Annotated in this window: 19 protein-coding genes; 1 reads left to right on the top strand and 18 read right to left on the bottom strand. The window is 51.7% G+C overall.

What is annotated here, in order from left to right; all coding sequences use genetic code 11:
* Position 1: 1 nt before the first annotated feature.
* The 4 genes from JNE38_RS14040 to JNE38_RS14025 all read right to left on the bottom strand — a co-directional run bounded on the left by JNE38_RS14040 (position 2) and on the right by JNE38_RS14025 (position 4,119).
* On the bottom strand, positions 2-1,162 hold the full coding sequence (locus tag JNE38_RS14040) for an MFS transporter (protein ID WP_203357107.1): 1,161 nt from the start codon (positions 1,160-1,162) through the stop codon (positions 2-4).
* Between the two features lie 122 nt (positions 1,163-1,284).
* A complete protein-coding gene (locus tag JNE38_RS14035) occupies positions 1,285-2,343 on the bottom strand; it encodes an Ldh family oxidoreductase (protein WP_203357106.1) in 1,059 nt (352 codons plus the stop codon).
* Positions 2,344-2,373: 30 nt separating this feature from the next.
* Complete coding sequence (locus tag JNE38_RS14030) at positions 2,374-3,039, bottom strand: aspartate/glutamate racemase family protein (RefSeq protein WP_203357105.1); 666 nt, start codon at positions 3,037-3,039, stop codon at positions 2,374-2,376.
* The gene (locus JNE38_RS14025) at positions 3,040-4,119 is read right to left on the bottom strand and encodes an isocitrate/isopropylmalate dehydrogenase family protein (RefSeq protein WP_203357104.1); all 1,080 of its coding nucleotides are present in this window, start codon (positions 4,117-4,119) and stop codon (positions 3,040-3,042) included.
* 213 nt (positions 4,120-4,332) lie between these two features.
* Here JNE38_RS14025 and JNE38_RS14020 point away from each other — a divergent pair, with 213 nt between their 5' ends.
* On the top strand, positions 4,333-4,953 hold the full coding sequence (locus JNE38_RS14020; RefSeq protein ID WP_203357103.1) for an RraA family protein: 621 nt from the start codon (positions 4,333-4,335) through the stop codon (positions 4,951-4,953).
* Between the two features lie 153 nt (positions 4,954-5,106).
* Here JNE38_RS14020 and JNE38_RS14015 read toward each other — a convergent pair whose 3' ends face one another.
* The 14 genes from JNE38_RS14015 to JNE38_RS13950 form a co-directional block, all read right to left on the bottom strand.
* Positions 5,107-5,580 (bottom strand): SRPBCC family protein, encoded by a 474-nt coding sequence (locus JNE38_RS14015; RefSeq protein WP_203357102.1) that lies wholly within the window; start codon positions 5,578-5,580, stop codon positions 5,107-5,109.
* A gap of 199 nt (positions 5,581-5,779) precedes the next feature.
* Positions 5,780-6,034 carry a hypothetical protein gene (locus JNE38_RS14010; RefSeq protein WP_203357101.1) on the bottom strand — a complete coding sequence of 85 codons (255 nt, stop codon included), beginning with the start codon at positions 6,032-6,034 and terminating at the stop codon, positions 5,780-5,782.
* Positions 6,035-6,304: 270 nt separating this feature from the next.
* The gene (locus JNE38_RS14005) at positions 6,305-7,243 is read right to left on the bottom strand and encodes a M15 family metallopeptidase (RefSeq protein WP_203357100.1); all 939 of its coding nucleotides are present in this window, start codon (positions 7,241-7,243) and stop codon (positions 6,305-6,307) included.
* 200 nt (positions 7,244-7,443) lie between these two features.
* Positions 7,444-8,373: a bile acid:sodium symporter family protein gene (locus JNE38_RS14000; protein WP_203357099.1), complete on the bottom strand. Its 930-nt coding sequence runs from the start codon at positions 8,371-8,373 to the stop codon at positions 7,444-7,446.
* A 235-nt stretch (positions 8,374-8,608) separates the two neighbouring features.
* Positions 8,609-9,574, bottom strand: a complete 966-nt coding sequence (msrA, locus tag JNE38_RS13995; RefSeq protein WP_203357098.1) for a peptide-methionine (S)-S-oxide reductase MsrA — start codon at positions 9,572-9,574, stop codon at positions 8,609-8,611.
* 174 nt (positions 9,575-9,748) lie between these two features.
* The gene (locus tag JNE38_RS13990) at positions 9,749-10,966 is read right to left on the bottom strand and encodes a M20 metallopeptidase family protein (protein ID WP_203357097.1); all 1,218 of its coding nucleotides are present in this window, start codon (positions 10,964-10,966) and stop codon (positions 9,749-9,751) included.
* A gap of 22 nt (positions 10,967-10,988) precedes the next feature.
* The gene (locus JNE38_RS13985) at positions 10,989-12,389 is read right to left on the bottom strand and encodes a M20/M25/M40 family metallo-hydrolase (RefSeq protein WP_203357557.1); all 1,401 of its coding nucleotides are present in this window, start codon (positions 12,387-12,389) and stop codon (positions 10,989-10,991) included.
* Entirely contained in the window at positions 12,389-14,041 is a 1,653-nt protein-coding gene (locus tag JNE38_RS13980) for an ABC transporter substrate-binding protein (RefSeq protein WP_238933654.1), read from the bottom strand. The genes JNE38_RS13985 and JNE38_RS13980 overlap by 1 nt, the downstream gene beginning before the upstream one ends.
* A 32-nt stretch (positions 14,042-14,073) precedes the next feature.
* A complete protein-coding gene (gene opp4C / locus JNE38_RS13975) occupies positions 14,074-14,988 on the bottom strand; it encodes an oligopeptide ABC transporter permease (RefSeq protein WP_203357096.1) in 915 nt (304 codons plus the stop codon).
* A 21-nt stretch (positions 14,989-15,009) separates the two neighbouring features.
* Positions 15,010-15,960, bottom strand: a complete 951-nt coding sequence (locus JNE38_RS13970; RefSeq protein WP_203357095.1) for an ABC transporter permease — start codon at positions 15,958-15,960, stop codon at positions 15,010-15,012.
* A gap of 20 nt (positions 15,961-15,980) precedes the next feature.
* Positions 15,981-16,970 (bottom strand): ABC transporter ATP-binding protein, encoded by a 990-nt coding sequence (locus JNE38_RS13965; protein WP_203357094.1) that lies wholly within the window; start codon positions 16,968-16,970, stop codon positions 15,981-15,983.
* Positions 16,967-17,989: an ABC transporter ATP-binding protein gene (locus JNE38_RS13960; protein WP_275296706.1), complete on the bottom strand. Its 1,023-nt coding sequence runs from the start codon at positions 17,987-17,989 to the stop codon at positions 16,967-16,969. The genes JNE38_RS13965 and JNE38_RS13960 overlap by 4 nt, the downstream gene beginning before the upstream one ends.
* A 34-nt stretch (positions 17,990-18,023) precedes the next feature.
* Complete coding sequence (locus JNE38_RS13955) at positions 18,024-19,232, bottom strand: M20 family metallopeptidase (protein WP_203357092.1); 1,209 nt, start codon at positions 19,230-19,232, stop codon at positions 18,024-18,026.
* 234 nt (positions 19,233-19,466) lie between these two features.
* Positions 19,467-21,488, bottom strand: a complete 2,022-nt coding sequence (locus tag JNE38_RS13950) for a S9 family peptidase (RefSeq protein WP_203357091.1) — start codon at positions 21,486-21,488, stop codon at positions 19,467-19,469.
* Between the last annotated feature and the right edge of the window lies 1 nt (position 21,489).

Here is a 21,489-nt window from a genome sequence, read left to right as displayed (position 1 = left end):
ATTAATGCCCTACCGTCACATTCTCTTTTGCGGGGCGGGTCTTTTCCTTCGTTAAAAAGGCTCCCCCCAGCAAAAACGCACCGCTGATATAAAATACCGTTACCAATCCTCCCCAGCTTCCGACTACTCCGAAAAACAGCGGAGCGATCAGCTGCGAGAGACGATTGGATGCCAGGCGGAGTCCCAGCACTTCGCCTGTTCGCGTCTTTGGTGAGGCATTGTACGTCGTCGTCATCGACAACGGCTGTCCACACCCCAATCCAACCCCCATGATGGCACTCAAGACGAGCAGCATCCACGCGTTGCTTACAAAGGGAATGAGGATGAACGATATGCCGGCCGTGATAATGGAGAATAGCAGTACCTTGTCTCGCCCTGCCACATCTGCCAGCTTGGCGAGGAAGAGGCGGACAGGCACCATCGCCAAGCCTTGAATTGCGATGATCCACCCGATGCTGGAGTCGGATATGCCGAGGTGGCTTGCATACAACGGAAAGTACGCGACGAAAATATCGCGGGAGTACAACACCAGGGCACTGGTCGCCAATGCCTTGCGCAGCAGCGGGATCTTCAGCAATGCAAAGGTATTCCCCGTATCTTCCCCCGCTTTTTCTTTTTTTTGCCCGACGAGAGCAGGGATCAGCAAAGAGCAGCCGATCGGAATCACGCTGATGGCGACAGCAACCATGAACACGGATGCATAGGAGACGTGCTCGGACATATATCCTCCGAGGACGGGACCAATAAAGCTCACCAAGGCAACCACCGTACTGAACACGCTGAAATAATGGTCGCGATTTTCCTTCGTGGCGGCTTTCCCCAAGACATTTTGCATGCAGACATTAATGAACACGTGCGAGATTCCGACGATCGCCTGCGAGACGAACAGCGACCAGAGCGTCGGGAACAGAAAAGGGAGCGTGAGCCCGAGCGCACAGCTCATGTTGGAGAAAAAGAGCGGCATCCGATCCCCGAAGTAATCGGCGATCTTTCCCGCATGGATCGCAAACAGCAAGGGAAAAAATGCAAAAGTCGCTGCGAGGATTCCGATTTGAAAGGTGTCCGCCCCCAGATGGGATGCGTACAGTGTCATTATCGGCCTCGTAGCGAAAATCATGATTTGAAACCCGAATGTGATGAAAAGGACATTGCGAAGGATCATGCCAGAACCACCTAGTTTTTCTCTCTATTTGTATCGCTTCATTGTAGGTAAATTCGAATAGAAACAGAAATTGTAAATCTTTATCACAGTTATTGAAAACGCGAATGCTCACACGCTCCCAGTCAGGTCATGCTGTCGGGTAGATCTACGCCGAGCCTGGCTGCCTCTTCTCGCAGTGACTGGATGACGGTATGAGACACCGGGATCCCCTCTTCACGACGCTTCGCTGCCGTGCGCTCTTCAGGCTCTCCAGGAATCAGGATCTCATCGAACCCTTTGGCAAGCGGAGATGATTTGGCCCTCGTGACGAAGGTGTCCATGCGCTCGGCAAACTCGTCCTTTGTGAGAAACAGATCCGGTCTGATGGCAAAAAACAGATGGCCGACATTCTGCGGTTCTGTGTGGTCGAAGTAAAGGCTCTTTACCTCTCCTCCATAATTCGCGCCCGTCAATACACCAGATAGCACATCCATCAGCATGGCGATCGCCGCCCCTTTAGGGCCACCGAAGGGCAGACAGACCCCTTCAAATGCTTTCTTGGCATCTGTCGTCGGTGCTCCTTCCGCATCCAGCGCCAGACCTTGTGGGATCGGCTCATTGTGAGTGGCTGCCAGCCTAATCTTTCCTCTGGCAATCACCGTCATGGCCATATCCAGGACATACGGAGGCTGATTGCCGCTCGGTACACCCGCCGCAAAAGGACTGGCTCCCAGAAAGGGGGTACGCCCTCCCCACACCGGCAGAGCGGGTGAGGAGTTCGTGTACGCAAGCCCGATATAGCCAGAAGAAATTGCCTGCAGAACGTAGAGGGCAGCCATTCCATAATGCGTGCTGCGGCGAACCCCTACGAGGCCAATCCCACTCTTTTCCGCTAATGAGATGGCCTCCTCCATCGCCCGATGACCGGCGAGGAACCCCATTCCATCGTCTCCATCTACTGCAGAAACGGCTGATGTGATTTGCTTCACGGTTATGTTTGGCTGCGGATTGACGACACCTCGTCGTATCCGCTCCAAATACATCGGAACGCGGGAAATGCCGTGAGAATCGATTCCTCGTAAATTGGCTGCAACCAAATCCTCAGCAATTACCTGTGCATCCTTTTGACGCAAGCCCCCGCCCACGAATAAATTCGTCGCGAACTGGACAAGATCTTCGGCTTGATACAAATCCTGTGGCAAGGCAATGCCCCCTTTTCAACCGAATAGCTGCTAGGCCAGCAAATTCAAGATGGTGCGGATGCTTATTTCCGGGCTGGTGAGCACCGGCTTTTTCATTTCCTTGTTGATCGTGCGCAAAGCTCGGGCCATCGACATTTGCGCCAGCAGGATCACATCGCAGCTTTCAGACAGCTCTTCGATTTTTTGATGAATCCGTCCATCATGCGTGGCCACATCGCCATTTTGCAGGGCGAAAAACGCATCCGTAATTACTACCGTCTGAACCTCAATGGACTTGCCTCGCAAAGCGGCAATCTCTTTCAGCTGCTGAGTCGTGATGGGTCCTGCAGTGCCTACCGTCGCGATCACTCCTATCCGTTCAGCCACTTCGACGGAATACTCAAGCATGCTGGTATCCGCACTCACGACCGGAGTAGAAAACAGCTTTTTGATTTGGGTAACGTACGGAGAAAAAGACGAACAGGTCAGTAAAATTCCATCTACCCCGCTTTCTTCAGCTCGCTCGATCAATGCAATCAGCCGCCGTATCATCGCAGGTGTAATGACACCCGTTTCGTTTAGCTCAAAAATCAATCCCTCATCCATGAAGTTCAGCAGAGTCACATGCGGAGCTTGCTCACGAAAGGCGGCATGGATCGGCTGCACCGAATTCATCGTGGCGTGTATCAGGCCAATACGGATAGGTGTCGTCGCCATTCATTTCCCTCCCGACCCGATTCGCTTGATGATCGCGGCCGTAAATTCCGTGGTGGTTGCGTCTCCTCCGAGGTCGCGGGTGCAGATTCCTTCTTCGATCGTCGTCATGATTGACTGTTCCACCAGCCGTGCGATCCGATGCAGCTCCTGATCCTGATGACGGGAAGCAAGCCAGTCCAACAGCATGACCATCGAGAGCATTTCGCCTACCGGATTCGCGATGTTTTTTCCGGCAATGTCAGGAGCGGAACCATGGGCCGCTTGCGCCATCGCCTGCCGATCATTCGTATTGATGGAAGGAGCCAGTCCCAGACTGCCAACAAGCTCCCCTGCCAGATCGGACAAAATATCGCCGAACATGTTCGTCGTCACGATCACATCAAAGTCTTTCGCTCTTCGGACGAGATGGGCAGCCATCGCATCAATGTGGTAATCATCGACTTGCACTTCTGGATATTGCCTTGCGACCTCGCGGCAGGTATCGAGGAAAAGTCCGTAGCCCAGCCGAATGACGTTCGCTTTGTGGACAATGGTCACTTTGCGTTTTCGCTGCATCGCCATGCGAAAAGCGGCGTGCGCAATTCTTTCGGCAGCCTTTCGGGTAAATACGCCATTTACGACAGCGATGTCAGGCGTAATCATGTACTCTCCCAGTCCTGCGTACATATTTCGGTCTGGATAAAAGCCTTCCGTATTTTCTCGGAAAATGACCAGGTCTGCTTCTCCTACCACACTTTTGATGCCAGGCATCGTCTTGCTCGGACGAATATTGGCATACAGATCAAAGGTATGGCGCAGCTCCCCGCTCGGATTGCGCTTTTCCTTTTGCTCAGGCGGGTAAGCGGAGGAATCATGCGGCCCCATGATCCAGCCGTGGCATTCCAGCAGCTTTTCTTTGGTGATCGCTGGAATCGGCTCTCCATGCTTCTCGATCCCTTCCCATCCCATTGGCAAGGATACAAAATCAAAGGTAGTGGTTCCTGCAAACTCGGCAGCTGCCGCAATCACCTCTACGGTTGCTTGGACAATCTCTGGTCCGATTCCGTCTCCGTTTAGTACTCCGATTTGATAAGTAGCCATTTATTCCATTCCCTTCTGTGTTGGCGTGTGTTGTTATGAAAAATGTACGGTAGTTTGGACGGGAAATGAAATATCGGTTTCGAATGAGGAAAGATAACTTTTTGTTATGAGATTGGTTATGGCTCGCAATTCCTTTTCGGCATTTTTCCGATTTTCTGACAGCATGTATACTTGGATTATCATCGACCTTTTCTGATTAAAGGAGGCTATTTCATGTCCACGATCGTAGAAAAATTCCAAACTGTCCCCACTACTTGCATTTCCGACACGATGCAAGGCCTTAACAACCTCGACCCTGCCATCAAGCCGCTTCAGGAAGAGCACCATATCGCAGGTAGAGCTTTCACCGTGAAAATGCCTGTCGGCGACAATCTGACCGTCCTGCAAGCCATCCGCGATGCACAGCCAGGCGACATCCTCGTCATCGATGCAAAAGGCGACACCTACCGGGCCATCGCTGGCGATTTCGTCGTCGGAATGGCGCAAACCTTGGGCATCAAGGGAATCGTCGTCGATGGTGTGATCCGTGACGTCGCGGGAATCAAAAAGCTCGATTTCCCTGTCTTCTGCAAGGGAACGACGGTCGCTGCCAGTGGCAAGGCCTGCTGGGGAGAGGTCAACGTTCCAATCTCGTGCGGAGGTGTAAGCGTTCAACCAGGTGATATCATCGTAGCGGATGCAGATGGCGTCGTCGTCGTGCCTCAGGAAAAGGAAGAGCAAATTTTGGAGCAGGCTTTGGAAAAGCTGGAAAAGGATCAAGAGCGCGAGGCTGCTGTTTCCGGTAACCGGGAAGCGATTATCGAGTACTTGGACCGGTTTTTGGGGAGAAAATGAGGAGTCATGGATAGCAGCCCGATTTCTGCGAGTTGGAGGAAATCGGGCTTTTTCTTCACAGTTATTGTTGCGGTAGATGTTAGGTAATGGGATGAAATAGAAAATAGGCTTCATAGATCCCGGCGGCATCAATACGAGGCTCGCCTCTTACTTTTAAGACATACTCGCCAGATGCTCCTCCAGACGATCCATGGTCTGTTCGGCACCTGGGACGGCATATGTTTTCACCTTATCGAATGCAGCCGCGTTTTCTTCAAAAACTGTTCTATAAGTGAGTTTGGTCTTACCATCCAGATCCTCAAAGGTTGCTGTCGCCAGAAAATGGGGAAACACAGTATGTTTGATGACGATTCGCTCGGGTTTAGCGACCTCTACAAAGACGTTGGTGTTGGGATAATCAACGCCATCAGGACCGTGCATGATAAACTGCCATGTACCGCCCGGCTTCATATCAAACTTCTGAAAAGTCGTCGTAAAGCCTCTAGGTCCCCACCACTTCGACAGGTTCTCCTCTTTCGTCCAAGCATCAAACACAAGCTCGCGAGGAGCATCCAATATGCGGGTGATCACAATCTCGCATTCACCTACTTGGGTTGCGATTTTGTTTGTTTCGTTGTTTTGGTTCATGTCCATTCCTCCGATATGAAATTGACTTTGACTTGCCGAAAGCGATATCGCTATGTAGTTTCCCTTGCGTTCCGTTCCATGTTTGTCATCATTGATCAACTCATTTAGATTAGCCCTGATATAAGAGTCAGAGGCAGTCCAGGACACGAAAATAAAGTCCTGGACTGCCTCTGTTTCATTGACCTAACGAACCCGTTAGTCAAGAGATGTATTTCGTGACTAACGCAACTATAGCTATTATTAAAATTCCAATTCCAATCATCCAAGAAAACACTGCCCATGCACGAAAAGTGAAAAAGATGGGTAGTTGAAATGTTATTATATCCCCTATTACATCAAGTAGAGCCTCCCAAAATTGCACTTTCTGGTCTCCCTTTTTCCACAAAAACACGCCTAACAAAACTAAAAAAATGGCACCAGCAATGATTACCAAACCAACATGAGTTTTCCCCAAACAAATTACTCCTTAAACAATGATTATTTAACTCTTCTGCTGTCAGCTTACTCTCGATGCCAGTCTATACCTTTATTATTTAGTCTAATACTGGTTTAAAACTTTATTTTCAACCAACAGGCATTTGCAGTTAACGTAATAAATATTACGTCAATTTTCGTTGCTTTTTGAGTACTACTTCCATCGAAGATCTCCTCCCAAATAAAAAGACAGGCCCTTTCTCCCCTTTCATTCATAGGAAGACTAAGCCTGTCTTTTCTTTCATGAAAGCTACTTCTTCTCCGACGAAACCGGAGCGACACCGAAATACTCCTCGAGCGTGATGTTTTTCGCCGTTACGGCTTGTGCGACTTCGTTTCCAACATAGCGCAGATGCCATGGCTCATACATATAGCCGGTTATATTGTCTTTTCCATCCGGGTAGCGGATGATAAAACCGTACTCGTGCGCATGCTGTGCGAGCCACTTTGCTTCCTTGGTTCCCGCAAAGCAGCTGGTTGCCGCGCATTTTCCGTCTGCCCCGGATACATCGATGGCAAGACCCGTTTCATGCTCGCTGGTCCCTGGTATTGCACTGTACGTGCGGGCTTTTTCCAAGCCATCCTTTTGCACATAGCGATTAAACAACGCTTTTTGGTACGCATGGGAACGGTACGCAGAAACTCCTGCGAGGGAGACGCCATCTGCCTTCGCTGCGGAAAAAAGTTGCTCCAGGGCAGCCGCTGCTTCCTTTCTCATTTGGCGTTTTTCGCTCTTCTCAGGCAACAGATAAGGAACGTTCGGGAAAACCAAATCGTTCGGGGTATATTGATCCGGCAGCTGATGCTGTTTATTCACGAGCACAGTCATGCTTTGCGGTTCGGCTACCACATCCAAAGCAGGCATCTGCACGGTTTCCGATGGCTTCTTCACAGGCTTTTGCTCAACCGGATTTGCTTTCGCTGGCGGTTTTGGTTGTTCCGTCGGTGCTTTTGGAGGCGAGGCGACAGGTGCTTTTCCTTCCGCCGGCTTTTGCACCGTATCAGATGGTTTGCTTGGCTCCGCCGTTTTGCTCGGATCTGCCGGTTGGGCTGGTTCTGTCTGTTCTGTAGGGGCAGGCAAATCCGACTGATTCGGTGCTGCCGCACTGCTGCACCCGCTCAAGAGTAACACTACCGCAGACATGAGAATGAATGGATTTTTTAGAGGGCTATGTAGCGTAGTTCTCATCTTGTCGTTCCTTTCGATTAGGCAGCCATGATCTCTGCCTGTTGCGGATATCCGTACGATTGTCTATAGCGTACGTAATCATTATGACATACATCCGTCTGATTTCGTTACACGTTTCCTGAAATTAGGCGCAAACAAAAAAACTCCGTCCCATAGGCTCTGCCTTGTTGGAACGGAGGTATACGGATCCACAATCCTTTTTATTTCTCTTCCTTCTTAGCGAACCAAGTAGCGAGCACAGAACCGGAAATGTTATGCCATACGCTGAAAATCGCACTAGGGACTGCAGCAAGCGGATTGAAATGCGCTGCAGCGAGGGCAGCACCCAGTCCAGAGTTTTGCATCCCGGTCTCCAAGGTTACGGCTTTGCGTTTCGCCAAATTCAGGCCAAACAGCTTGGCGAAGCCGTACCCGAGCAAATATCCCAGCAAGTTGTGCAGGATGACTACGGCGAAGATCATCAGTCCGGTTTCCATGATTTTACCTTTGTTGATCGCTACAACGATAGCCACGATCAGGACGATAGCAATGGTAGAAACGAGTGGAAGTGCCTTCGCGCTCGCTTCCGCTTGCTTTTGGAACAATGCCTTTACAACCACGCCAAGGACGATCGGTACAATAACGACAGTGATGATGTCCATAATCAGGGATTGCGTGTTAATGTTCATCCATTGTCCCGCCAGCAGGGAAATCAGCGCTGGTGTTGCCAATGGTGCGATGAGAGTCGAGACGGAAGCAATCGATACACCCAATGCTACATCACCTTTGGATAGATAGGTCATCACGTTAGAGGCAGTACCGCTCGGGCAGCATCCTACCAGAATGACACCGACTGCGATATCAGGCGGCAGCTGCAGAACCACTGCCAGGGCAAAAGCCAGTGACGGCATGATCAGGTAATGGCCGACAACACCGATGAGCACATCCATGGGACGCCGGAAAACTTCACGAAAATCTTCCTTGGACAAGGTCAAGCCCATCCCAAACATAATCACGCCGAGAAGCAGAGAAATATACCCTTTCCCCCCTACAAAGGCTTCCGGAGCAAAAAATCCGAAGACCGCAAACAGAATGACCCAGATGGAAAAAGTGCCGCCGACAAATTTACTGATTCTTTCAATTGTATTCACTACAATCTCTCCACTCTTTTTATATCTCTATTGAATTTTTTTACATTATACTTCACATCTTTTTACTATTCTATACAATGGAACAATTCCGTCTATACTTGTTACCTATATAACTATAGGTTTTGCATCAGAACGCACGTTCAGGCGAGATCCCCTATAGGATCCAATCAAAAAGACCGTCACACTCCAGGGTGACTGGAGCGGACGGTCAGCAGCAGGTTTGGTTGTCCTGTTCTTACGTAAACAAGCGTTTAAACTCCCCAAAGCCTTCTTTCTCCAGCTTGTCTTTGGGAATGAAGCGCAGCGCGGCCGAGTTGATGCAGTAGCGAAGTCCATTTTCTCCTGGACCGTCCTCGAATACGTGGCCCAGATGGGAGTCTGCTTCCTTGCTTCGCACCTCGGTGCGGATCATGTTGTGCGTGAGGTCGACGTGCTCCGTCACCTGATCAGGCGAAATAGGCTGCGTAAACGATGGCCACCCGCAATCGGAATCAAACTTGTCCAACGAACTGAAGAGCGGTTCATTGGAGACGATATCCACGTAGATGCCTTCCTCCTTGTGGTTCCAAAACTCGTTTGTAAATGGACGCTCAGTACCGCTGTTTTGTGTAACTTCATATTGCAAAGGAGTGAGTCGCTTTTTCAGATCCTCCTGCTTCTCGCGGTCTTTCCAAGCTTCCTTTGTAAATCTTGCGCGCCCGGAGGCAGCCTTGTAGTACTCGTAACGCAGCGGATTCTTTTTATAGTAATCCTGATGGTACTCCTCCGCCGGATAAAAGCGCTTCGCTGGCAGGATAGCGACTGCAATTGGTTTTGCAAAGCGCCCGCTCTCATCCAGTCGCTGTTTGGATTCTTCCGCAATACGTCGCTGCTCTTCATCGTGATAGAAAATCACTGGCGCATACGATTGCCCGCGGTCGCCAAATTGACCTCCCGCATCCGTCGGGTCGATTTGCCGCCAAAATAGTTCCACGAGCTGCTCGTACGAGAAAACGGCAGGATCAAAGGTGATCTGCACAGCCTCATAGTGTCCAGTGGTATCGGAGCACACCTCTTCATACGTAGGATTCTCCACGTGTCCACCTGTATAGCCGGAGATGACTTTGATTATGCCTGGCATTTTATCAAAAGGGCTTACCATGCACCAAAAGCATCCACCTGCAAAAGTGGCCAATTGGTAGGTGCTGGTTTCGCTGCTCATATCCTTCGCCTCCTGTCATGTCCCAACTTTCTTCCAACAACTCGATTGTACCTGTTTTTAAAAACGAAAGTCCACCTTGTAACTGTCAGGCAACCTCCTGCGTCAATGACAAAGACCCCGCATGCATTTGCGAGGCCTTTCTCCTGGTAGGATCGGGATCAGCTGACTCTGATTTTATGCTTGGGAAGCCGTCGACTCCATAGTGACAGGAAGCGTCTCAGCCTCCCCCCTCGCTATCACGGCGGAAAGAAAGACTTTCCCGATCAGCAGCATCGCACGTTCATCTACATCAAACATGGGGTGATGGTGAGGATAGTCTGCCCCGATGGCTGGATTGCCTCCACCGACGAAGAAGAACGTTCCGGGCACCTGATTCAGGTAGTTGGAGAAATCCTCCCCTGCCATGCTTGGCGCCAGCTGCTTTACATTCTCTTCACCGACAAGTTGCTGTGCCAGCAGCCGAATCTGGCGTGTCTGCTCGGGATGATTCCACACCGCATTGTACCCTGAGCGATAGTGAACCGTACCGACTGCCCCCATCGCATCGCAGGTCGACTGAGTGATCTGCCGAACCTGCTGCTCGATGAATCGGCGAACCTCCTCATTGAATGTTCGAACCGTCCCTTTGATGCTGCAGGAATCAGGAATGACATTGGCCGCCAACCCGCTATGGATGGAACCGACCGACAAAACGGCTGAATCGATCGGGTTGACTCTCCGACTGACGATCTGTTGAAGGTTCACCACCAGCTGACAACCCACGACAAGCGGGTCAATCGTCAGGTGAGGCTGTGCGCCGTGACCGCCCCGCCCCGTAATTTCGATGTCAAAGCCATCACCGGAAGCCATCGCAAATCCATCGGTGACGCCAATCGTGCCAAAAGGCTCCGAAGACCATACATGTGCGCCATAGATCTCATCCACGCCATCCAGGCACCCATCCTTGATCATTTCGATTGCGCCGCCTGGAGGCATTTCTTCTGCGAACTGGTGAATGAATACGACATTGCCGGCAAGCTGGTCTTTCCGTTCGCTCAGCACATGGGCAACCCCAACCAGTGCAGCAGTGTGAATGTCGTGACCACATGCATGCATGACACCCGCAATGCGGGATTTGTACTCCACCTGTTTCTCATCCTGAATCGGGAGAGCGTCAAAATCAGCACGCAAAGCGATGGTCCTGCCTGGCTTGCCGCCTCGCAGAAGGCCGACGACTCCTCGGCCTCCTACTGCTGTGCGTACTTCCAGCCCTAGGGTCTGAAGATAGTCAGCCACCTTTTGCGGAGTATTCACTTCTTGATATGACAGCTCTGGATACATGTGAAGATCTCGGCGAAAACTCACCATTTCCGGATAAAGCTGATCGAGCTTGGCGAACAAGTCATTCAGCATTCTCCCGTCCCCCTTTACACCACTAGGCTTGCACGCTGTTTTCCTCAGCAGTCAGTGCAGCTGCAAATCCGGCGAGCAACAAGACCATATGCGCGATTCCCTGTTCAAAATCCTTCAGGCGGATCGACTCGTTTGGCGCGTGAGCCTTTGACCCCATCCAGCCTACTCCGGTACTGACAATCGGCAGCTGTAGCGTTTCGCCAAAGGCAAACATGGGACCTGTTCCCGCCGAATTGGGGGCAAGAACCGTTCCTTTCTCATATACCACCCGCGCTGTTTCCAGCACATGAGCGACAAACGGATGATGGTAATCGGAGCGGTACGCTTTTTGCCCGTTGATCATCGTCACCTGGATGTCGTCAAAACCGTGCTGGAGCAGATGCTTCTGGATGCATGCGAGAATGTGCTGGGGATCCTGACCTGGCACCAGTCGGCAATCGACTTTGGCCTTCGCCGACTTCGGCAGGACGGTTTTCGCACCTTCTCCCGTATAGCCGCTCTCCAGTCCGCAAATCGTCATCGTCGGATGAAAGACCATCGCCTCTCGCGGGTCCGTACCTGCCGCAGCAGTGATGAGAGGACGCTTCAGTCCATACAGTCGGCTGACTGCCTCTTCGTCAAACGGTAGCTCGGAGGTGACCTGCTTTTCCCCGTCTGTCGGCTCTTCAATGCCATCGAAGAATCCCTCGACCAAGATTTCATTCTGCTTGTTTTTCATGGTGGCCAACGCCTGCACCAAGCGCCACGCGGCATTGTCCACGTAGGCACCCACGGAGGAATGCATGTCGATGTCTGCCCCCACGCAGGTCAATTCGAGATACGCCATTCCTTTGATTCCTGCCACCATGCTGATCCGGTCTTCTTCATCCTTTGATCCGAATTCCCAAATGCACGCATCCGCCGCAAACAGATCCTGGTATTCTTTCAGATACGGCTCAAGATTCGGACTGCCGATTTCCTCCTCGCCTTCAATGAGGAATTTGATATTGCATGGGAGGCCCCCAAACTTGTCTTGCAAGAGCTGGATTGCCGTCAAGCGTGCGACCAGATCTCCCTTGTTGTCTGCGACGCCGCGAGCAAACAGCTTGCCATCCGCAATCACGGGATCAAACGGTTCTGAATTCCATTCACCAAAAGGCTCCGGCGGCTGGACATCGTAGTGGTTGTAAAACAGGAGTGTTTTTGTGGCATCCCCTTCACTCCCCGCCGCAAAAAATGCGTACACGAGGGGGTTTCCTCCTAAATCATCGAGAACCTTGACTTCTCCTCCTGCAGCTTGGATGATCCCCGCTACGAAGTCGACTGTCTCAGGTATCGCTTTGTGCTGCGCGGAAACGGTGGGAAATCTCAAGTACTCCTGGAGCGTCTCAATGGCACTCGGCACACTTTCCTTTACGTAGCTGAGCAGCTGTTCCTTTTCCATCATTGCGCGCCTCCTACAGCCCATTTTTCGAGGTGGTTATGGAAGCCGAATACTTTTGGCTCGCCATTCGACACCTGCTTGGAGATTGCGGAAAACTCGTTGTCGGAGTAGAGAGTGATCAATGGGACATCTGTATTCCAGATTTTTTGCAGCTCTGCGTAGATTTCCTTCCGCTTATCTGCATTCGGTTCTGCTTTACCTTTCAAGAGCAGCTCGTCTACCTTTGGATTCTTGTACTTCATGAAGTTGAAGCTACCGATCGAGCTGTACAGGGAGGATACTTCAGGATCGAGCGTAAAGGTCAGCCCCATCAGGAGCAGTTCATAATCGCCTGCTTTGGCCTTTTGCATGATCGTTGGGAAGTCATACGTCGTTACCTTCACTTTCAGGCCGATCGCCTGCAGGTTTTGCGTCAAGATATCAGCGGATTGCTCGCGGACCTTGTTTCCAAGAGGGACTACGAAGGACAGCTCGCGATTGAAATCCCAGCCTGCTTCCTGCAGGAGCTGCTTGGCCTTTTCGACGTTGTAGCTGTATTTCTCCAGGTTTTTATCCAAATATGGGTTTATTGACGTATACGGCCCATCCACTACCTCCCCGTAGCCTTTCAGCAGTTTGTCTACGATCTGCGGACGATCGAGGGCATAGGCGATTGCTTGGCGCACTTTTGGATCCGGAATTTTTTCCGTATTGAACATCATCGTCTGGAAGCCAAATTGCGGCTCGTCCTTGGTTCGCACATTTTCAAACTTCTTCACCGTGTCGTAATCTTGCGGCGGGATTTTACCGATTCCCCCCGCTACGTTCATGTGCAGCTCTCCCGTTTGCAGCTGGGCGACGAGGTTAGGTGCCGGCATGACTTTGATGAAGAGCTTATCCAGCTCAGGTGCGCCCAGGTAGTAATCCGGGTTTTTCGCATATTCGATGTACTGGTCTTTTTTGTATTGAACAAACTTGAACGGCCCGTTGGTGACGGTCGGCTTTTGCATGAACGGGTCCTGCGACAGAGCCGACGGGTCAATTTTTTCGAGCGCATGCTTCGGCAAAATCATCAGCTTGGTGCCCAGCTGCTCCTTGATCATGTTGGGATCGACAGGCGCCTTGGTCTTGAATTGAAGCGTCTTTTCATCCAGGACCTTGACAGAAGCCAGCTCGGTTTGCCCCTCTTTCAGCTTCCCGGTGATCTCCAGTCCGTCGAACATCGACAAGTACGCTCCTACAGTGGTCTCCACTTTCGGATTGGCGATCAGTTGGAAGGTAAACGCTGCATCCTCGGCAGTCACCGGCTTTCCATCCGACCATTTGGCGTCTTTGTTGATCTTGATGGTGAACGTCTGATTGTCGGTCGTCTCAAAGGAATCCGCGAGCTTGGGAGCAAACTTCATCGGACCTTCCATTTCCAGGAAGGAGTCAAACATGAACTTCTCAGCAAATTGAGAGGCTACGTCAGCGCTGTTGATCGGGTTGAAGAGAATCGGAGGGTTGACCATCCCGAGGAACATGGTCTTGCCGGCACTGCTCGATGAACTGCTGTTTCCTGCACTGCTGCCTGTACCGCTCGAAGCGGTGTTTCCGCCGCCGCAGCCTGCCAGGACCAAGAGCGACGCGATGGCCGCCACACTAATGGTTTGCTTGATTCTTTTCTTCATCATTAGACCCCCTCTTTTTTGTTGTTGCCAGCCTGTTACTTCAAGCTCCTCGGATCCATTGCATCCCTGAGGCCGTCACCCATGAAATTGATCGAGAGGACAGCCAGCAGGATCATCAAGCCAGGCGGGACCCAAAGCCAAGGCTGGGATGATAATACCGTCAGTGATTGTGCTTCTGTCAGCATGTTGCCCCAGCTCGCCGTCGGAGGCTGAACCCCCATCCCCAGAAAGCTGAGGGATGCCTCCATGATGATTGCCTGGGCGATCCCGAACGTCGCATTGACCAAAATAGGCGCCAAGCAGTTCGGCAAAATATGCTGAAAGACAATTTTGGGTGTGGAATAGCCGAGCGCGATCCCCGCTTTGATGTAATCCATCTCCTTGATCGAGAGTACGCTTCCCCGGACGATGCGAGCGATGGCTGGCCAGCCTAGCAGCCCCAGCACGACGACGATGTTGAACAAGCTCGGTCCCATGATGCTCACGAGGACCAGAATGACCATGAGGTACGGGAATGACATGAAGACATCCGTGATACGCATGATGATCATATCAACCCATTTGCCGAAATATCCTGCCATGGCCCCAAGCACCGTGCCAATGACCACGTAAATGGCTACTGCGCCAACGCCTACAGAGAGCGAGACCCGCGAGGCATAGATCAGGCGACTCAACAGATCCCGGCCGACCTGGTCCGTCCCCAGCATATGCGCATCGGACGGAGCCGCTGCGAACTCTCCAGAGATGGCGTACGGATCGCTGGGAGCGATGACGGGCGCCAAAGCTGCTGACAAAATAATCAGACAAAATACAATCAAGCCTAGCACAGCGAGCTTGTGCTTGAGGAATCGTTTGACAATCATTCGGAAATAGCTTTCTTCCGCCCCCATCTGGATGTGTTGACTCGCCAGTGGAATCTCATGCTCTGTTTTCACATTGACCATCGACATGGTTATCCCCCCAATCCAACGTTAATCATATTTGATGCGCGGATCTGCAACCGAATAGAAGATGTCCGCGAGCAGATTGGATGACAGCACGGCAATGGCTGCCAGGAAGTTGATCGCCATCAAGGTAGGATAATCCCGAGAGCCAATCGACTGGATGGTCAGCTGTCCCAAGCCCGGCCACTGAAAAATCTGCTCGGTAACGACTGCACCCCCAATCAATACAGAGACATCGATCCCGATCACTGTAATAATCGGTATCAGAGCGTTGCGAAAGCCGTGCTTGTTAATGACGAAAAATTCGCGCAATCCCTTGGAACGCGCCGTCCGCAAATAATCTTGACCCAGGATATCCAGCATGCTGGAGCGAACGTAGCGAACCATCCTTCCGGCGATACCTGCACCGAGCACCAGCGCCGGCATGATCAAATGCTTGAACGTATCGCCAAAGCCGCCGTCACTCCCAAGCGTAGTCATTCCTCCTGTCGGCAGCGCGTGCAGCTGGACCGCGAATATGTAAATGAATCCGAGGCCCAGAAAAAAGTGAGGAATGGAAATACCCAAAAAAGAGACGGACGTCGATAAATAATCGAGCCAAGAGTACTGTCTAGTCGCACTCAGCACCCCGATCGGGATCGCAATGAGGTACGCGACGATCAGGGCCGTCCCCATCAGGAGCAGCGTCGGTCCGATACGGGAAGAGACCATTCCCATCACAGGCTCGTACGTCGAATACGAGAAACCGAAGTCTCCCTGAACCAAATTGCCGAGCCAGCGGACGTATTGGACGTAAATCGGGTCATTTAGCCCCAACGCTTCTTTTTTCAGTTCGATATCGGCTGCGGACGTATCCGGATTGACGAACATCTCCACCGGGTTTCCCGGAGCCAGATTCACGATGAAAAAGCTGAATACCGTAACCCCGAGGAGAACAGGAATGGCAATCAAGAGTCTTCGGATGATATACGGAAACATGAGATCCTCTCTCCTTTCTGTTAGCCCAGCGGAAAATGGCAGGCTACGGTATGATGGTCGCCCTGCAGGACTGGCGATTTCTCCTTGCAAATGTTCTGCGCAAGTGGACAACGGGCGTGAAAGCTGCAGCCTTTGGGCGGATTGGCCGGATTGGGGACATCCCCTTCCATCACAATGCGTTCCCTGTTGCGCAGATGCGGATTGGGAATCGGATACGCATGGAGCAGCGCCTGTGTATACGGATGACGAGGATTTTTGAAAATGTCCTCCGTTTTGGCGAGCTCGACGATTTTGCCCAAATACATGACGGCTATTCGATCACTGATGTACTTTACGACACCTAGACCGTGTGCAATGAACAGATAGGTCAATTGAAATTCTTTTTGGAGGTCCTTGAGCAGATTCAAGACTTGCGCCTGGATGGAAACGTCCAGCGCTGACACCGGCTCGTCGCAGACAATCAGCTTTGGCTGAAGGATCAGTGCTCGGGCAATGCCGATCCGCTGCCTCTGCCCGCCTGAAAACTCATGCGGGTAGCGGCTTTTGTGGAACTTGGACAAGCCTACGATTTCCAGGATGTCGTCCACTTTTTTGGTAACCTCACTCTTGTCTGCCAGCTTGTGCGCGAGCAGAGGCTCTGACAAGAGGTCTCCGATTCTTTTTCTCGGATTCAGGGAGGAGTATGGATCCTGAAAGATGATCTGCAGGTCTGTCCGCATTTTGCGCAGTTCCATCGTAGACAGCGAAGTAAGCTCCTTGCCCTGAAAAATGACTTTTCCTTCTGTCTGCGGATCCAATTGAACGATCGCTCGTCCTGTCGTCGACTTTCCACAACCCGACTCCCCTACAAGGGAAATCGTTTCTCCCTGATAGATGGTCAGATCTAATCCATCAACGGCTTTCACGTGACCGACGGTACGAGAAATGATCCCTTTTTTGATCGGGAAGTACTTTTTCAAATTTTGGACTTCCAGCAATGGTGTGGGTTTTTCTGGGGTAGTTATGTTCATGCGATCACCTCTGTCCTGGACGGGATAGGGGCTCGGCCTGGTTCGTCTTGCAGCAGCCAGCAGCGAACTCGGTGGTCACTGTGTGCTTCGATGGGGAGCAAAGGCGGTTTTTCGTGTGCGCATTTTTCGATGGCGTATTGGCAGCGTGTGTGAAACCGGCATCCTTGTGGCATTTGATGAATGGTCGGTACCGTTCCAGGGATGGAGAAAAGCCTCTGGTCGCTGTCGTGCTCTAGGTGGGGGATCGAATCCATTAATCCTTTGGTGTAGGGGTGCTTGGGGTTGTCGAACAGGGTGAAAACATCTGCTTCTTCTACGACTTGGCCGGCGTACATGACGAGTACTTTGTCCGCCATCTCTGCGATTACGCCCAAATCGTGAGAAATGATCATGATCGCGGTGTTCGACTCATTGCGCAGCTTTTTCATCAGCTCCAGAATCTGTGCCTGGATCGTAACGTCCAGTGCTGTGGTCGGTTCGTCCGCAATCAATAATTTTGGCTTGCAAGACAATGCCATGGCGATCATGACCCGCTGCCTCATTCCACCCGAAAGCTTGTGGGGATATTCGTCGATGATTTCCGATGCCCGCGGGATTCCGACCCGGGTCAGCATTTCAATCGCGTATGCCCTCGCCTCTTTCGCAGGCAGCTTCATATGCAGATTGATCAGCTCCAGCATCTGATTCCCGATCGTAAAGACTGGATTCAAGGAGGTCATCGGCTCCTGAAAGATCATGGAGATTTCATTTCCGCGGATCTGCCGCATCTCTGCTTCCGTCAGCTTTGTCAAATCCTTGCCGTTGAAGGTGATGGAGCCCTTTTTGATAAAACCTGAGCTGCCGAGCAATCTCATGAGGGACAAAGACGTGACACTCTTGCCGCATCCGGATTCACCGACGATCCCGATCGTTTCGCCTTGCCTCAGCTGAAAGCTCACTTCTTCCACGGAGACGACCTCGCCCTTGTCCGTTTTGAATGCCGTCTGTAGTTTATCTACTTCCAAAAAGTTTTTTTCCAAGTCTCCCACCCCCGTCGTTATCGTCATGTACCCTCTACAGTGCTGCTTCGGGAACCGGCTTTGTCTCTTCCTCTACAGCGTAATGATAAACGAGGGCAACCAATGCTTTTGCTGCGTGAACCATCGCCTGTTCATCGAAGTCGAACATCGGGTGATGATGTGGGTATTTGGCTCCCGTCTCTTCATTTCGGGCACCCGTAAAGAAAAACATCCCTGGCTTTTCAAGCAAATAGTAGGCAAAATCCTCGCTGCCCATAATCGGCGTCATTTCCACCAGCTGGCTTCCTTCCGCAAATTGTCGTACCGTTTCCAGGAAGACATCCGTCTCTGCAGCGTGATTGTAGACCGCCGGATATCCAGACTGATAGGTCAACTGACAATCCGCATGCAAGGCTACACCGATCCCGTTCACGATATTGGTAACCTCGCGCTGCATATGCTCCCTGACATTCTCATCAAAAGAACGCACGGTCCCTTTCAATATTGCCGAGTCCGCAATCACATTCCCTGCATTTCCTGCGTGGAAGGACCCTACCGATAGGACCGCTGCTTTCTGCGGATTGATCTGTCTGCTGACGATGTATTGCAGCTGATTGATGAGCTGTGCTCCGATCGCCACGGCATCTATCGTTTCGTGCGGGGATGCTCCATGTCCACCTTTTCCCTGCACCTTGATCTCAAATGAGTCTGCTGCTGCCATCGCGTATCCTTTGCTGTACAAGTATGTGCCTGTCGGTGCCTGGGAAGTGAGATGGGTGCCAAACACGACATCGACGCCATCCAGACAACCGTCTGCAATCATCTCGAGTGCACCGCCCGGAGCGAGCTCTTCTGCGTGTTGATGGAGCAAAACCACATTTCCCGAGAGCTTGTCCCGATTTTCACTCAGCACTTTTGCTACAGCGAGCAAGGTTGCGGTGTGTCCGTCGTGGCCGCAAGCGTGCATGACGCCGGGTACTTTTGACTTGTACGGGACATCCTTTTCGTCCGGAATGGGGAGCGCATCAAAGTCTGCCCGCAAAGCGATCGTCTTCCCAGGCTTTGCCCCACGAATGGTACCGACAACGCCTCGGCCGCCGACGTGCGTTTTCACGTCAATGCCATAACTCTCCAGAATGCCCGCAATCATCTTGGGTGTCTCCACTTCTTGAAACGAAAGCTCAGGATACTGATGCATATGCCTTCTCCACGCGACCATCTGCTCGTACATCGCTTCAATCTGCGCAAACCAGTTATTCAGCATTTGGACTCCCCTCTCAACTGTAGTCAAAATCCATAGTTTGAGTATACGAATATTCAGTTATCAATTCAATTAAATTTTTCAGTCTATTCTGAATTAACGATTAATTATGAAAACGTTTTCATTGTTGCTATTTCGCTGTTTGTAATCGTTATCATCCAATTGGAAAACTAGGAATTATTTTTTCAGAAAAAGGAACGCCCTTTTGACGTCCCTTTTTTCCCTACATCCAAGCGGTTATTCCATGACCACTTTTTCTGTTTGGTGCAAATACGTGTCAAACCACTCCGCTGTATACTGCAGTCGCAGCACTCGCTGCACCGGATCTCCACTGCGTGACAGCTCGTGGCTGGCACCCGGGAATCGGATGAAGCTCACCGGCGCTTTTCCTTGGTGCTGCAACGCGATGTACAGCTGCTCCGCCTGTTCGATCGGGCAGCGATGATCCTGTTCGCCGTGCATGATGAGCAGCGGCGTCTCGATGTTGGCGACATGGCGGATCGGCGAGTGCTGCCAGAGCTTTTCGGGATTGTCAAACGGGTTGGCCTGGATTTCCTCTGCCGAGAAATAGTAGCCGATGTCGCTCACCCCGTAGAAGCTGAGCCAGTTGCAGATGCTCCGATCCGTCACAGCCGCTTTGAACAGCTTCGTCTGACCGACGATCCAGTTGGTCATAAAACCTCCGTAGCTGCCCCCTGCCACTCCCAAGCGATCGGTGTCAATCCAATCGAACCGTTCGCACGCGTACTTCACCGCGCTCATCAGATCGAGGTAGTCGTTTCCTCCGTAATCACCGCAGCAAGCCTGCACAAATTTCTCTCCGTAGCCCAAGCTGCCGCGCGGGTTAGTATAGAGGACGGCATAGCCATTTGCCGCAAGCAGCTGGAACTCATGGAAAAACGTATTTCCGTACATGGAATGCGGACCTCCGTGGATCTGCAGGACCATCGGGTATTTTTGATCGGCCTTATGCCCTACGGGTTTCAGAAGCCAGCCGTGCAGCTTCCAGCCATCTTGCCCTTCGTACTCCAATTCGATCGGTTCGGGTAATTCCAGCTCGGCCAGCAGCTCGCGATTGACATCCGTCAGACGCACTTCTTCCCCTGTCAGCAGATCGACTTCATAGAGATCTCCCGGCGTGAACGGATCACTGACCGCAATCACCGCTTTGTTTTGCTCTGCATGCAGAGAGAAGCCATAAATGTTGCGCGGTCCTCCAACAATCTGTGTGATTTCCCCATTCAGGGTCGCATGGTACAGCCCGGAGTTCCCGCGTTCGCTGGCGATGAAATACATGCCTGCTCCATCCGTTGTCCAGACGCCTCCCGGATTCGGATGACCCGGAGAACGCACATCCCCGATCGTCGAGTCTCCCACCTGAACGTCCCAATCAGCAGTGAGGCACGTCTGGATGCCGCTTTCCAGATCGGTTACCCACAGCTTCTTTTGCGTCGCGATCAGCTGTGTCGGCGACTCGCTTCCCATATAAGACAGCTTTTTGCTATCTGCTGACCAGCTGGGGAAAAAGAAGGTGCCCATGCTGCGGGTCAGTTTTTTCCACTCGCCCCCACCCACAGGGACGAGATAAACGTCAACGCTGTGCTGCGTATCGGTATTCTCTACGCGATTGGCAGTAATGGCCAGCCATTGACCGTCTGGAGACCATGCGCCCACTGTATGCAGGTAATCACCTTTTGTAAGAGGGGTGATCTCCCCTGTCTCTACATGCACCACGGCGATATGCTTGGTCGTGTCGTAAACATAGCCGAAATCATCCGACTTGTACTTCATGCGATTGACGACGATCGCTTTTTTTGGCGCTTCCTTCTTTTCTTCGCTCTCCAGCTCCTCAAACGAATCATCAGCCGTCATCATGGACGAGAAAGCGATGTGCTTGCCATCCGGGGACCAGACAGGATTCGCTGCACCCGTTTTGCAGCGGGTAAGCTGCTTGGGCTCCCCTCCTTTGGCATCGATCAGCCAGATCTGAGACGTTCCGGAACGCTTGGAGACAAAACAAATCTGAGAACCGTCTGGAGACCAGCGCGGCGAAGTATCCCTGACAGCTCCTTCTGTCAAGGCTGTCACCGTCCTGTCCTCCATCGACTGGATGAACAGGTGATTCCGATACGAACGGTCGTCGTCCACCATGGTCTGTACGTAGGCGACAGCCTTCCCATCCGGAGATAGCTGCGGGTCACTCGTATAACGCATCCGATAAAAATCCTCTGCAGTAATGCCTCGTTTGTTTTGTACCATC

The organism is Brevibacillus choshinensis (genome assembly GCF_016811915.1).
Taxonomy (GTDB): Bacteria; Bacillota; Bacilli; order Brevibacillales; family Brevibacillaceae; genus Brevibacillus; species Brevibacillus choshinensis_A.
This window is presented reverse-complemented; position numbering and strand designations above follow the sequence as displayed.